The 14,814-nt window shown below is 34.7% G+C and carries 13 protein-coding genes; 10 read left to right on the top strand and 3 right to left on the bottom strand.

Annotated features, from left to right (window positions below; all coding sequences use genetic code 11):
- Positions 1 to 3: 3 nt before the first annotated feature.
- The 3 genes from modA to WCV66_RS20985 all read left to right on the top strand — a co-directional run bounded on the left by modA (position 4) and on the right by WCV66_RS20985 (position 2,093).
- Positions 4 to 759: a molybdate ABC transporter substrate-binding protein gene (gene modA / locus WCV66_RS20995; RefSeq protein ID WP_338786738.1), complete on the top strand. Its 756-nt coding sequence runs from the start codon at positions 4 to 6 to the stop codon at positions 757 to 759.
- A gap of 9 nt (positions 760 to 768) precedes the next feature.
- Entirely contained in the window at positions 769 to 1,434 is a 666-nt protein-coding gene (modB, locus tag WCV66_RS20990; RefSeq protein ID WP_066330723.1) for a molybdate ABC transporter permease subunit, read from the top strand.
- Between the two features lie 455 nt (positions 1,435 to 1,889).
- Positions 1,890 to 2,093: a cold-shock protein gene (locus WCV66_RS20985; protein ID WP_066330721.1), complete on the top strand. Its 204-nt coding sequence runs from the start codon at positions 1,890 to 1,892 to the stop codon at positions 2,091 to 2,093.
- Between the two features lie 243 nt (positions 2,094 to 2,336).
- Here the strand turns inward: WCV66_RS20985 and WCV66_RS20980 are convergent, their stop codons facing one another.
- Positions 2,337 to 2,516 carry an H-type small acid-soluble spore protein gene (locus WCV66_RS20980; RefSeq protein WP_066330719.1) on the bottom strand — a complete coding sequence of 60 codons (180 nt, stop codon included), beginning with the start codon at positions 2,514 to 2,516 and terminating at the stop codon, positions 2,337 to 2,339.
- 170 nt (positions 2,517 to 2,686) lie between these two features.
- On the opposite strand from WCV66_RS20980, the gene WCV66_RS20975 reads away from it, so the two are divergent.
- The gene (locus tag WCV66_RS20975; protein ID WP_338789510.1) at positions 2,687 to 3,787 is read left to right on the top strand and encodes a phosphatidylglycerol lysyltransferase domain-containing protein; all 1,101 of its coding nucleotides are present in this window, start codon (positions 2,687 to 2,689) and stop codon (positions 3,785 to 3,787) included.
- Between the two features lie 68 nt (positions 3,788 to 3,855).
- On the opposite strand, the gene WCV66_RS20970 is transcribed toward WCV66_RS20975, so the two are convergent.
- The gene (locus WCV66_RS20970; RefSeq protein ID WP_338786737.1) at positions 3,856 to 4,143 is read right to left on the bottom strand and encodes a DUF6509 family protein; all 288 of its coding nucleotides are present in this window, start codon (positions 4,141 to 4,143) and stop codon (positions 3,856 to 3,858) included.
- 279 nt (positions 4,144 to 4,422) lie between these two features.
- On the opposite strand from WCV66_RS20970, the gene WCV66_RS20965 reads away from it, so the two are divergent.
- The 6 genes from WCV66_RS20965 (at position 4,423) to WCV66_RS20940 (ending at position 14,178) form a co-directional block, all read left to right on the top strand.
- Positions 4,423 to 5,925 (top strand): glycine betaine uptake BCCT transporter, encoded by a 1,503-nt coding sequence (locus WCV66_RS20965; protein ID WP_338786736.1) that lies wholly within the window; start codon positions 4,423 to 4,425, stop codon positions 5,923 to 5,925.
- Between the two features lie 248 nt (positions 5,926 to 6,173).
- Positions 6,174 to 7,439: an ammonium transporter gene (locus tag WCV66_RS20960; RefSeq protein WP_338786735.1), complete on the top strand. Its 1,266-nt coding sequence runs from the start codon at positions 6,174 to 6,176 to the stop codon at positions 7,437 to 7,439.
- Positions 7,440 to 7,494: 55 nt separating this feature from the next.
- A complete protein-coding gene (locus WCV66_RS20955; protein WP_338786734.1) occupies positions 7,495 to 8,481 on the top strand; it encodes a DUF294 nucleotidyltransferase-like domain-containing protein in 987 nt (328 codons plus the stop codon).
- A complete protein-coding gene (locus tag WCV66_RS20950; protein WP_066330706.1) occupies positions 8,481 to 9,194 on the top strand; it encodes an exonuclease domain-containing protein in 714 nt (237 codons plus the stop codon). The genes WCV66_RS20955 and WCV66_RS20950 overlap by 1 nt, the downstream gene beginning before the upstream one ends.
- Before the next feature lie 243 nt (positions 9,195 to 9,437).
- A complete protein-coding gene (locus tag WCV66_RS20945; protein ID WP_338786733.1) occupies positions 9,438 to 13,196 on the top strand; it encodes a bifunctional 2',3'-cyclic-nucleotide 2'-phosphodiesterase/3'-nucleotidase in 3,759 nt (1,252 codons plus the stop codon).
- A gap of 430 nt (positions 13,197 to 13,626) precedes the next feature.
- The gene (locus tag WCV66_RS20940) at positions 13,627 to 14,178 is read left to right on the top strand and encodes a hypothetical protein (protein WP_338786732.1); all 552 of its coding nucleotides are present in this window, start codon (positions 13,627 to 13,629) and stop codon (positions 14,176 to 14,178) included.
- Between the two features lie 115 nt (positions 14,179 to 14,293).
- Here WCV66_RS20940 and WCV66_RS20935 read toward each other — a convergent pair whose 3' ends face one another.
- Positions 14,294 to 14,806 (bottom strand): CBO0543 family protein, encoded by a 513-nt coding sequence (locus tag WCV66_RS20935; RefSeq protein ID WP_338786731.1) that lies wholly within the window; start codon positions 14,804 to 14,806, stop codon positions 14,294 to 14,296.
- Between the last annotated feature and the right edge of the window lie 8 nt (positions 14,807 to 14,814).

The raw sequence follows: 14,814 nt of genomic DNA, 5'->3' as shown, positions 1-14,814 counted from the left end.
TGGATGAAAATAAAAAGTTATCTTCTTTGTTTTGTATGCTTTCTTTTTACCCTGGGGTGTTCTTCAACTGAAAAACCAAAAGTTGAGTTAACGATTTCAGCAGCCGCAAGTCTAAAGGACGCTTTAGAAGAAATAGAGAAACAATACGAACAACAAAATGAGGTTAATCTTCTTCTTAATCTTGCAGCATCTGGAACATTGGGGAAGCAAATCGAGCAAGGTGCACCAGTAGATGTATTTTTTTCCGCGGATGAAGAAACGTTTACAAATTTAGTGAATAAACATCTTATACCTGAAGACGAAGCTATTAATTTCTTAAAAAATGAGCTTGTATTAATAGCGCCTATAGGTTCTAAATTAACTTCTATCGAAGATGTAAAAACGGTAGATAAAATAGCGTTAGGGATCCCAGAAACGGTACCAGCTGGTAGATATGCAAAAGAAGCCTTGATAAATCTAGAGCTATGGAAACAAATTGAAAATAGTGTTATTTTTGCTAAAGATGTTCGCCAAGTTTTATCATATGTTGAAACAGGTAATGTTTCTGCAGGAGTCGTTTATAAAACAGATGCTTACATATCGGATAAGATTAAAAGAATTTCAACAATAGATTCTTCTTTACACACACCAATTGTTTATCCAATTGGTGTGATCCAAACATCGAAACATAAAAATGAAGCAATTGATTTTTATCATTTCCTACAAGATGAAAATGCAATGAGTATTTTTGAAAAATTTGGGTTTACCGTAATAGATTGAGGGGTAAAGATGAATATTGAGTTTTGGGATCCTATTTTATTATCACTTAGAATAGCAATAATCGCGAGTGTCGTTGTTATGGTCCTAGGTACTTTTATTGGGAGATTTATGGCAAAAAGCAACTTCTTTGGAAAGATGTTAATCGAGACAATTCTTATTTTACCGTTAGTTTTACCACCATCTGTTGTCGGATTCTTCTTAATTGTCATATTTGGAACAAATAGTCCGATTGGACATGTGATACAAGATCTATTTAATGGACCAATTATATTTACGTGGTGGGCGGGTGTAATTGCCTCAGTTGTCGTGGCTTTTCCACTTATGTACCAAGTGACGAAAGCGGGGTTTGAGCATGTTGATTCAGGAATAGAAGATGCTGCACGGGTAGATGGCGCAGGTGAATCATCAGTTTTCTATTACATTTCATTACCTCTAACAATAAAATATATCATTACAGGTTTTGTATTAAGTTTTACAAGGGCTTTAGGAGAATTTGGTGCAACTCTTATGTTTGCGGGCAATATTCCTGGTAAAACGCAAACCGTTTCTACTGCTATCTATGTAGCAATTGATAGTGGAAATATGAAGATGGCTTGGCTATGGGTAGGATCGATGATATTTATTTCTGCGAGTTTATTATTCTTTGTGCAAATACTAAATAAAAAAGGTTATTAGGTTACTAAAATAAATAGAACCCTCAAAAGTATTTTACAAAAAAAGTGTTTACATTGACAAGTAATGATAAATCGTATAGAATAATAGAAGTGCTTATTTTTAATGCTTCACTATTTATAGTGCTATGTGAATACTATGGTTTCTGGATGTGACCTATAAAGGTCTTTAAAAAAGTCACAGATTCGTATTTATCAATTCACACTGGCGCGGACTAGGAGCCGTAAGGACGAAAGAGAGGTAGGGCTTTCGTTGTTTTGAGGTTTTGCAATTTCAATAATTAATGATAAAAATAAATAGATTGTATGTTTATTTCAAATTACCAAATATGGAGCTATATAATTCACATATTATAGAGATTATCTACTCCTTACTTTGATATTCTCTATAATATGTGAATTTTATTTACCGAGTAAATATATAAGTAACATATTAAAAAATCTTTGGAGGTTTCTCTCATGAAAACTACAGGTACTGTAAAATGGTTTAATTCAGAAAAAGGTTTCGGATTTATCGAAGTTGCAGAAGGAAACGATGTATTCGTTCACTTCAGTGCTATCACTGGTGAAGGTTTCAAAACGTTAGAAGAAGGACAAAAAGTTGAATTCAACATCGTTGAAGGTAACCGTGGTCCTCAAGCTGAAGACGTAGTAAAATTATAATAAGCATATAAGAGGTTATCCTAATTAGTGGATAGCCTCTTTTTATTTTTAGAAAATTATAAAATTCTTGTACTGTGTATAACGCTATGACATCCAGCTCAATCGCCCAACCACTTGTGAGCTACACACCCCTTATACGCAAAGTCAACATCGAACGCTTACGCTCCTAGAGTTTCCTTTGCCGCACCTTAAAGGTACGATAAGTCTTCTATCCACCAGATACCCACTGATGGAAGTCTCGATTTATCCTTCAATCAAATGATCGACAGGTACACTCTTTTCTGCTTGAGGGTTATTAAGTGGATAAATCCTAGCAGAACCTAGTTCTTCATCAACAGATTGTATGTAAATACCTTCATTTTGGTATGTTACATTCACCATATCACCTAATTGTGAAATTTCTTTTGCTCTATTAACATTCATTTATTCTCTCCTCCTTTCACGTTACCTAAGTCTACTTTTACGATGTCCGATTTCGGTGAAACTATTCGAGGAGAACATAGAATAGGTAAGAAAAACTTATTTGTTCAATGTGATTCTTATGGTATCTTGTATAAATAGAAAGTTTTAAGGAGGATAGTTATTTGTTGAACATGCTCATTTTCTTGCTTTGTATCAGTTCTTGTTTTTACATTTTAATGGTGAATAACCGAAAACAAGGAAATGAAAAAACATTCGATGATACCTTTGCGCTCTCGTTTATAAAAAAATATGGTGGGAACACGTTGTCACATCTCTTTTTTCTGCAGGATAAACAAGTTTTTTCTGCTCAAAATGACTCTGTATTGATTTCCTATAGAAAAAGAGGTAATAAATATATTGTACTTGGTGATCCGATTGGAGATGAGGTTCAATTTGAAGCAGCTCTAGACGAATTCATTCAATTTGCTAGTGATCAAAGAGTAACTCCTGTTTTTTATCAAGCGAGCGATCGTTTTATGTCATTCTATCATGATCGCGGCTATTATTTCTTTAAAGTTGGTGAAGAAGCCAAAGTTAGTTTTGAAAACTTTTCAATCGAAGGAAAGAAGAACGCGAAGATGCGTACAACGAAAAATAAATTCAAAAGAGAGGGATATGTTTTTTCTGTTAAGTATCCTCCGTTTAGTTCAGAGCTTGTAAATGAGTTAAAAGCAGTTTCAGATGAATGGTTAGCTGATCGAAAGGAAAAAAGCTTTTCTGTTAGTTCGTTTCAGGAGGGCTATATTGCGCTTTTTCCAGTTTCGACCTTGAGAGACCAAGGAGGACGCCTTATTGCTTTTGCGACTTTACCTTCTGATTATAAAGATTCAGAGACGCTAAGTATTGATCTGATGAGGTACACGAACGATAGTCCATCCGGAGCGATGGATATGGTGTTTCTTTCTACGATTTTGTGGGCGAAGGAAAAAGGGTATGTATCTTGTAGTTTAGGGATGTCGCCATTATCGAATGTAGGAACACAAAAGGGGGCACCATGGCGAGAGAGAATGGCAAAGTACGCTTTTATAAACGGTTGTAAATTTTACAATTTTAAAGGATTACGAAGCTACAAGGCTAAATTTGCTACAGATTGGAAGCCGCGCTATCTTGTTTATAAGAAATCATTTTTATTTTTATTAGTTTTTCAATTGATATTAATTGTTAGAAAACAGCCCAAACAGAATCAAATGTCTCTCGTAAAAAAGCTTATTAATGTAAAAAAGGCAATCTAATTAAATGAGAAAAAGGCCTAACTTTATTAAGTGATTTTAATAAAGTTAGTCCTTTTCTTATGTAATCCCTACAATTGTTCAACTAGCTGCTGACAATACTGCTCAACTTCCTTTTCTTCTTCCTCTTCCAATGCAAAGTCTAAGAAACGATCAGTTGTTTTTTCGATAAAATCATATTGCGCAATTTTAGTTTTTTCGGCTTCGACTGCAAATATTAGCTTGAGTCTAATGCCATTCTCGCTATAAAGCTCATCTTCCTCATCTACATCTAATGTAAGGAAGATTTCATATCGATCTCCAGTAAGGATACTGAATGGATCTTCTAGTTTTTCAATTGTTGAATCGATGATGTTCATTTCTTAATTACCTCTTTTCTTGTTAACCTTTTGGATGCATTAAAACAAATTGCTACATATCAAAAGCATTACATCCTATTCATTGTAATTATAGCCTTTTTAGTAATGCAATCCAAATGGAATTGGGTGACTTATAAAAGAATTATTGAATAGTAGCTATAATTATGATTATTTGAAGCAAACTAAATTATCCTACCGATTATTTAATTTCACCTTAAGGTAAAAACATTAATCAATGATTACACTTTCTCGTCATTTTCACTTAAAGGAGTTTGATTCATGGAAAAAGTTTCAAAGGTATTTTGGATATCGATCGTGATGGCTACGGTATTTGTGGGTTGGGGAGTTGTTGCTCCTGATCAACTCGGAGAAATTATGGACAAAACGAAAGTCTTTTTCTTAAGTAGCTTTGGTTGGTTTTATCAGTTATCGGCAACATTCTTTTTAATCTTTGCAATCTTTTTAATCTTTAGTAAATATGGAAGAATTAGATTAGGTGCCGATGATGATAAGCCTGATTTCAATAGGACCACATGGTTTGCGATGCTGTTTAGTGCAGGAATGGGGATTGGTCTTTTGTTTTTTGGTGTATCAGAGCCTATCTCTCACTTTGCGAGTCCACCTATTGGGGAGGGGGGGACAGGAGAAGCAGCGAAGGTTGCTATGCGATATACCTATTTGCATTGGGGGTTTCATGCATGGGCGATTTACGCTGTAATTGCATTAGTGTTGGCTTATTATAAATTTAGAAAAAAACAACCAGGTTTGATGAGTGTGACGTTAACTCCGTTATTAGGGAAACGATCAACTGGGATAATCGGAACAATTATTGATGTAGTAGCTGTGTTTGCTACGATTTTTGGAGTCGCAGCATCACTTGGGTTAGGGGCTGCACAGATTAATAGCGGTCTCAGTTATATTTCTAATATTCCAAATGATTTTTCCGTACAGTTAATTATTATTGCAATTGTAACTGTACTATTTATCCTATCTGCGGGAACTGGGCTCCAAAAAGGAATTAAGTTTCTAAGTAATGCGAATTTAGTATTAGCTGTTATTCTCCTGATTTTGTTATTGTTTATTGGGCCAACACGCTTCGTGTTAGACTTATTTACAACTACACTAGGTAGTTATATTCAAAACCTTCCTAGTATGGGGTTGAGACTAGCTCCTTTTAATGATGAAAATGCTTTATGGATTCAAAACTGGACAATTTTTTATTGGGCATGGTGGATTGCGTGGGCTCCTTTTGTTGGGACGTTTATTGCACGTGTTTCTAAAGGGAGAACTGTTAGAGAATTTATGATAGCGGTTTTAATTATTCCGACGCTCGTTTGTGCTTTCTGGTTTGCGGTCTTTGGTGGGACAGGAATCTATTTTGAATTCTTTGAAGGGCTGGATGTTAGCGGGCAAAGTTTAGAGACAGTTTTGTTTTTTGTTTATCAACAACTTCCGTTAACTGGTTTGTTAATTATTGTTACATTGATGTTGATTACAACATTTTTTGTTACATCCGCAGATTCGGCAACCTTTGTTTTAGGTATGCAAACTGCACATGGGAGTCTTGATCCACCTTTATTTGTTAAGGTGACATGGGGTTTTTTCTTGTCAGCTTCTGCAGTGGTGCTAATGCTTTCTGGTGGTTTGAATACGATGCAAACTGCAATTATTGTAAGTGCGTTCCCACTAACGTTTGTTTTAATTGCAATGTCCTTCTCGATTTTAAAGGACTTTAATATAGAGATGAAAAACAATAAGAAATTGAAGATTAAATCAAAATAATTGTAAATAGTTTAAGCATCTTACATATAGGATGCTTTTTTTATGTTATAAAACCTTTTATTTAGATGATGTTGAGCGAGAAAATAAGATGATTCATAAATTTATGTTAGATTTTCTAACACGGAATTTTTAAAAACTTCTGAAAACGGGTTGACACTTTGCTGATATCGTATAAAATAGTAAATAAGAACGAGATGTTATATTTTCTTACATCTCAAGTTAAGAAACTGCACAGGGGAGGAAGTTCAATGGATACAATGTTTTTAATGAATAGTTTGTGGGTCATGCTAGGTGCAATTTTAGTAATTTTTATGTTAGGTGGATTTATTTTACTTGAGGCTGGTTCAACTCGAATGAAAAATGCTGGACACATTGCAGGGAAAACCATTTTCACTTTTGGTCTTGCTTCATTAGTATTCTGGGCTATAGGTTATGGATTTATTTTTGGTAGTAATGGAAATTTCTTAGTTGGTTTATCAGATTTCTTTTACTCAGGTTACCAAGTGGAAGATATGGGATTAGCAACATCTGTATTTTTCGTATTCCAATTAGCTTTTGCAGGTATTTCAATCACAATAGCTTTAGGTGGATTTGCAGAACGTGCTAAGCTTTCAGTTTACTTAGTCTTTACTGTTTTATTCTCTGCTCTCATTTATCCGGTCATTGCACATTGGATTTGGGGTGGCGGTTGGTTAGCGGAACATGGTAAACAGGACTTTGCTGGTTCTACAGTTGTCCATCTAACTGGTGCAATGGCGGCATTTGCAGCGACAATTCTTTTAAAACCGCGTATTGGTAAATACAATAAAGATGGTTCGGCAAATAATATTCAAGGTCATAACCAAGTGTTTACTGCTTTAGGTGTCCTAATTTTATGGATTGGTTGGTTTGGATTTAATGCAGGTAGTACTGTAGCTGTTGATGATGGATTCTTTGGATTTGTTGCTCTAAATACGAACTTAGCAGCAGGAGCAGGAGCAGTATCAGCACTTATTATTTCTTGGATGGTATTAGGTAAATCAGATATTCCAACAATGTTAAATGGAGCCTTAGCAGGATTGGTAGCAATAACGGCATCATGTGCATTTGTTGATACATGGGCAGCAGTAGTGATTGGTTTTATAGCTGGAATCCTTGTATTCTATAGTGCTAGATTCTTTGAGAAGAGAAAAATTGATGATCCAATCTATGCATTATCAGTGCATGGTGTTGCTGGTGTTTGGGGAACTTTATCAACTGGTTTCTTTGCAACACCTGAACTAGCAACTGTTGGCTTACCAGGACTATTTTATGGTGGTGGATTTACACAACTTGGCGTACAATTTATGGGAGTAGCAGCTTCTGGAGCATATGCATTTGTTGTATCGTTTGTGATATTAGCGATTGCGAAAAAACTTATGAACGGATTACGTGTTTCAGAAGAAGAAGAGATTATGGGATTAGATATAAGTGAACATGGCAGTTATGGTTATCCTGAGTTGTTTGTAGCTAAAGATCAAAATGTTGGCTCATAAGCAAGAAGCTTGGTCTAGAACGTACAACCTGATAAATGGTGAGGGAGTGTCTCTCATGCATGGTGAATTTGATTCGTATGATTCAATAAAAAAGTGGAAAGATGAACATATCCATCAATTTGAATTCGATACAAAAGGACTAAATAATTTTCATGATGAGATGATGAGGAGTGCTAGTAAATTAGCACTCTTTCATCTTGAAAAATCGTACGGTTTACCTCCATGTGAATTTTCATGGTTTGTAATGGGGAGTGGAGGCCGTGTAGAACAAGGGATTATAAGTGATCAGGATCATGGGCTAATCTACAAGGATCACAGTCAAAAAGCATGCGATTATTTTGAAAAGTTGGGTGAAGAACTTTCAAGGGGGCTACATCATATTGGATATCCATATTGTGAGGGGAAAATTATGAGTTCAAATCCCTTATGGTGTAAATCAATTTTTGATTGGAAGAAACAGCTTTTTAAGTGGATGGAAGAGAAAAGCTGGGAATCCATTCGTTATTTGCAAATTTTCTATGATTCTCGCAGTCTCATAGGTGAAAGTGATTATGTGGATGAGCTAAAACAATTTATTTTTTCTTATCAAGTAAAAAATCATCAGCTATTACAACGGTTTTTGGATAATATTCAGCATATTAAGCAATCTGTTGGTCCACTCGGTCAGATATACGTTGAGCCTAGTGGGAAATATGAAGGCTGCATTGATATAAAAAAGGCTGCATTTCTTCCATACGTAAATGCGATTAGACTTTTAGCAATAAAAGAGGGTTTGAGTGAGACATCAACGCTGAAACGAATCGATATTCTCTGTAAAAATGATACCTATTGTAAGGAACTAATTCCTTATAAACATAACTTTGAAAAGCTTCTTGAGTATAGGCTACTTTTGTTTGCGAATGCCAAATCTTATGATGATGTTCACTACTTGAATATAAGGAATTTAGCAAAATATGAACGAAAAGAAATAAAAAACATATTGAAGGGTGGTAAAAAGCTACATCAATATGTTCAAGGGATTATTGAAAAAGGGTGTTTATAATGACATTTGACCCGTTTTTTTTTATGAAAGGCATCCAAGGTAAAATTGGTGCATCTCAAGGTGGACAAAGTCAGCAGCAAGTAGCATATTTAAGGCAGTTACAGCGTGAAATGAGAGTGGAAGAAACATTAAACATTCCTCTTACTGAATTAAACGTCATTGTTTTTGATATAGAAACAACAGGTTTTTATCCAGATCAAGGAGATCAAATTATTTCAATTGGAGCCATTAAGGTAAAAGGTGAAAAGATAATTGAGAATGAGACATTCTATTCCTTAGTTAAAGCGGAAAAAAATGTATCAGAAGAGATTAGTCAATTAACTGGTCTTTATGATACACAGTTACAAAATGCTCCTCCATTATCTGAGGTTCTTTTTCAATTTTTTCAATTTACTCAAGACTATACACTTGTCGCTCATCATGCAAATCATGAAAAAATATTTTTACAGCAAGCCTCTTGGAAGTTATATCGTGCACCATTTAAGCATCGATTAGTTGACATGTCTTTTTTGTATCGTATTGCAGAACCTGATGCAAAGCTAATAACACTAGAGGAGTGCTGTGAATATAACGGAATCACAGTAAATGGTAGACATCATGCGTTAAATGATGCGAAATTAACAGCAAAACTTTGGAGTATTTATGTGAATAAGCTTCATCAAAAAGGCTGTGAAACATTAAATGATCTTTACGAACGGTATACAAAAGTATAAATAGTATAGAGGGATGATAAAAAGTGTATTAGAACACTTTTTAGTCATCCTTCTTTTCTTTTTATTAGTGTGAAAGACTCTTGTGCTTTTCGAAAATATATATCAAAATATTACACAAGCTTCCAAGAGTTTACAAAAAATGTACATAAAATTACAAGTTTCTTTACATTAAATTAGTAAAATAATTTTGTAGTAGGAAAGTATTAGGGAAATAATAAAAAAGATTCGAAAGGTGGAAATGTTTTGAGGAGAAGAATTAGGCGAATAATGAAGCGGAAATTATTCCACGGTGCTTTAGCGACAACTCTAGCAATTAGTGTATTACCATTCTCATCAATAACTAGCATTGCGAATGCTGAAGGGTCACCTGTAACAATGAAAGTGAGACTCTTGGAAACGACTGATATTCATGCACATATTATGGATTATGATTATTATGGAGACAAGTCGGTTACGAACTTTGGATTAGTTCGAACCTCTACATTATTAAAGCAGCGCCAGGCTGAAGTGGAAAATAGCATTTTAGTTGATAATGGTGATTTAATTCAAGGGAATCCATTGGGAGAATATGTGAATAATCAAGGTTTGAGTGATGGACAAGTTCACCCAATTATCTCTGCAATGAATCTATTAGATTATGATGCTGCAACTTTGGGAAACCATGAATTTAACTATGGATTAGACTTTTTAAATGAAACAATGGATGATGCTGAATACCCGGTTGTAAACGCTAATGTGTTTCATGCTGGTAATCAGGAGGACTATTATTTTAAACCATATGAAATCGTAGAAAAAGAATTCGTTGATGATAATGGTGAAACTCACACAGTTAAGGTTGGGTTTACTGGATTTGTTCCACCGCAAATTAATGTATGGGATAAAAAGCATTTAGACGGCAAAGTTGTCACTAAGGATATTGTTGAATCTGCGAAAAAGATCATTCCTGAAATGAAGGAGCAAGGAGCAGATTTAATAATTGTTATTGCACATACAGGTGTAGATTCAAGTGAGGGTATTTCTGGAGCAGAAAACGCTGTTTTTGATTTAACAAAGCAGGTTTCTGATATTGATGCAGTTGTATCTGGACACCAGCATAATCTTTTCCCAGGTGATGCAAGATTTAATGCTGTTGCAAATATTGATAATGTAAAAGGTACAGTTAATGGGGTACCAGTTGTTATGCCGAAAAACTGGGGTAGTCACTTAGGCTTGATTGATCTTGAATTAAAACGAACTGCTGTCATTGAGGGTGACGAAGAATGGGAAGTAGTAGATTCTCAGTCGAAAGCAGAGCCGATTTCAGGTGTAACTGAACAAAATCAAGAGATGGTTGCTGCAGTTAAGAATGCGCATGAATCTACTCTGGACTATGTAAGAAAAAGTGTTGGGACGACGTCAGCTCCTATTAACAGTTTCTTTTCCCTTGTACAAGATGATGCATCTATTCAAATCGTGACAGATGCCCAAAAATGGTATGCAAAAGAAAAGCTAAAGGGTACAGAATATGAAGGAATGCCGTTATTATCTGTTGGTGCACCATTTAAAGCAGGTGGGCGTAATGGGGCTGATTATTTTACGAACATCCCTCAAGGTGATTTAGCTATTAAAAATGTTGGGGATCTCTATCTTTATGATAATACCGTGCAAATCGTTAAAATAACAGGTGCTGATGTAAAAGAGTGGTTGGAAATGTCGGCTGGTCAATTTAATCAAATTGATCCTACTTCTCAAGAAGAACAAAATATAGTGAATACAGAGTTTCCGACATATAACTATGATGTCATTGATGGTGTTACATATCAAATCGATGTAACAAAGCCTGCAAAGTATAGTACAAACGGTACGGTTGTTAATAGTGACTCATCTCGTATAAAAGACTTAATGTATGATGGGAAGCCGATCGACTTAGATCAAGAATTTTTAGTCGTAACAAATAACTATCGTGCGTCTGGTGGCGGGAATTTCCCAGGTAACCTTTCATCTAAAATTATTGAGCAATATCCAGATGAAAATCGTCAGGCTGTTATGAATTATATTATGGAAAAAGGTGAGGTTAATCCTTCAGCAGATAACAACTGGTCAATTGCTCCGATCTTTGGTGATGTTAATGTAACATTTGAATCTTCACCATCTGCTAAATCGTTTGCTGATCAATCAGATAACATTAAATTTGTTGAAACTTTAGATACTGGATTTAGTAAATATGATTTGGACGTTAGTACCGATAATTGGAATCTTACCATCATGCATACAAATGACACACATGCACATTTAGATAATGTTGCCCGTCGTGTAACAGCAGTTGAGCAGGTTCGTGAGGCAACTGACAATTCAATCCTGCTTGATGCAGGTGATGTATTTTCTGGTACATTATTCTTTAATCAGTATTTAGGACAAGCGGATCTAGAGTTTATGAACATGATGAAATATGATGCTATGGTTCCTGGTAATCATGAATTTGATAAAGGGCCAAGTGTTTTTGCAGATTTTATCAAAAAAGCTGAATTTCCAATTGTAAGTGCAAATATTGATTATTCAAAGGACACAAGTATAAAGAATCTTTTTAAAGATGAAATTGGAGATCCAGGTGAAAACGGAAATATCTATCCTGCAACAATTTTAGAAGTAAATGGTCAAAAGGTGGGGGTATTCGGTTTAACGACTGAAGACACATCGATTCTTGCAAATCCAGGTAAAAACATAGTGTTTGAGAACTACATTGAAAAAGCAGAAGAAACAATTGAAATGCTTGAAAATGCTGGAATTAACAAAGTTATTGCCTTAACACATATTGGTTATAACTATGATAAGGTTTTGGCAGAAGCAGTGGAAGGTATTGATGTGATTGTTGGTGGGCACAGTCATACATTACTTGAAGAACCTATTGTTTATAATGAGGGTGCTGAGCCAACCATTATTTTATCAGCGCAAGAATATAGTTACTTCTTAGGAAATGCTGATGTAACGTTTGATAAAGATGGTGTTCTAACATCATGGGATCAAAATCTTATTGATCTGGATGCCCAAGATGAAAATGGAAATTATTTAATAGAAGAGAATAATGCAGCATCTGAACGTTTAGCACAATTAGCAGAGCCGATTGAAGAGTTGAAAAATGTAATCGTTGGTGAATCCTCGGTGTTTTTAAATGGAGAACGCGATGATGTTCGTACGAAAGAAACTAACTTAGGTAACTTGATCGCAGATGGAATGCTTTGGAGAGCACAAGAACAAAATACTGGTGCAACAATTGCAATCCAAAATGCTGGAGGAATTCGGGCTTCAATTGACCAAGGTGAAATTTCTCTAGGTGAAGTCTTAACGGTACTCCCATTTGCTAATACATTAGTAACACTAGATCTAACAGGTCAAGAAATAATTGAGGCATTAGAAAATGGTGTTAGTCAAGTTGAGGATATTGCTGGACGCTTCCCACAAGTAGCAGGCTTAAAATTTGGATATGATCCTAATAAACCAACTGGTAGCCGTGTTCACAGTGTTGAAGTCAAAACCGAATCAGGCTTTGAACAAATTAAACTAGACGAGAGTTACACAGTTGCTACAAACGCATACATTGCAGACGGTGGAGATGGATATACTTCTTTCAAGGCTGCAAAAGACGATGGTCGTATGACTGAATTGTTTATACCAGACTATGATGTTTTCCAAGAATATTTAACTGAATTAGGCATAGTTGAAACTCAAGTTGAAGGTAGAATTACAATTGGAGCAGAACCGGATGAAAACCCAGGTGAAAACCCAAATGAAGATCCAGGTGATGATACGACGAATAATGATGACAGTTTAGATGAAGATGTAATTAACTCTGATTCTGGTAACGGTTCAAATAGTAATTCTAATTCTAACTCTGGCTCATCTGGAAATTTTTTACCAAGCACAGCAACAAATATGTTTAATATGATGACAATTGGTTTTATTTTAGTTGCTTGTGGTGGTGTAATCTATTTAATTAGACGCAAGCAAAAGCAAGCACAATCTTAATTGTTACTTAAAGAAATAGGCTGAAATAGCGAAAAGTAAGAGGTTGACTCAGAAAACGTCGGACCCATCCAAATGTACTTGAATATAGTATCTTTCAAATCATCGAGAGACTATATATTATGTTTGGAGGTGTATGACTCTTTGATTTGAGTCAACGACTTACTTTTTTTTGTGGATTTATATTAGGAGTTTTTGGTATAATTTACTATTAAGGGTAGGAAAACATAGATAATAGTTAGATTCATTGATACATATTTTTATTAAAGTCTGATTTTGCAATGAAATTTGTTTTACGTATGGAGATCTAATGTCTTATATATATATTTTTACATTATCATTTTTACTTTCATGAATTATTTTCGAAAGAGAAGGGTGTATTAGAAATACTTAGGCTCCCGTGATTAGGATGACATTTAGGGAGGAAATGAACATGAAACATAAAAAATGGATTCTGTTGTCTAGCATAATATGCTTAATTTTTGTTTTTGCAGGTTGGGTGAGTTGGACGCTGTTTTCATCTGGAAATTCAGCTGAACCAATAAATTCTAATACATCCTCTAATCCTGGAACAAAAATAGAAGAAAAAAGTGAGGATTTCTCAGAAGAGATTGTAAATAAACCCGCAAAAGAGGAAATCGTAGTATTTTCAGGAAGTGACTTTGAAAACGGACATGATTTTATAGAGGTGTTTCATGATTTTTATAATACTACCTTATGTTGGGGGCGTGTTGAAACTGCAGATTATAAAGATCAACAAGAAAAGGCCTTACGTATCGTTGAAGCATTTAAAGGGATAAAAATAAAGGATAAACGATTATCCGAGGATTTTATCAGCATCGAAAATACTGCAAAACAAGTGATTGAATCAGAAGACCGTGACGCAATGATTAAACTGCACCGATTGTTCCATGACTTAGATATTTATTTTAATGGATACTCAAAAGACGACACATTTGGAGTTACTGAGTATAAAGGTATTTAGAGTTATTTGAAATAGTCTTAGAAAAGAATCTCAGAATGGAGGCCGACACTTTTAAAGAAGTCCAGCCTCTTTTTTTAGCTTTTAATTTTAACGATAAGGGTTTAATGTGCCCTAGTCATTTTATCTCATTTAGGGAAGGATGAAAAAACAACAACAAAATTAAGATGATAGGTACAGATATAATGATGGCTATTAAAGGTTTCTTACTATGTAATCTTAAGATTGGGAACATAATCATGTTAAAAAGGAGTGACCACCATTCATTCCATTCATTATCATAAACAAAATACCCCATTTTTTTAAACATTACTTCAGTAAGCCAAAAGCAGAAAATCCATAAAACTATATAAACTATACCTTTCCGGCCAGAAGGAACAAAACGAAGATAAATCATGATGATGACTGGTATGATAATAAATGAAAATAAGATTTCAATAAACGTATGCTTTAACCATACTTTGGAGGATGTATCGTAAGACCATAATGTATGATGATAAAAAATAAAATTATATAGCAGGTTACAGATAATGTAGAATTGAATTGTTGGATAAAATTCTTTCCACATTGCCCAATCTACAAAATAAATAGCAATTATGATGAAAAATGTCCCAGCTAATAATAAATACATATAAGTCC

Source organism: Metabacillus rhizosphaerae (genome assembly GCF_037201795.1).
Lineage (GTDB): Bacteria > Bacillota > Bacilli > Bacillales > Bacillaceae > Metabacillus > Metabacillus rhizosphaerae.
Note: the sequence above shows the minus strand (reverse complement) of the source record. Positions and strands in the feature narration are given on the sequence as shown.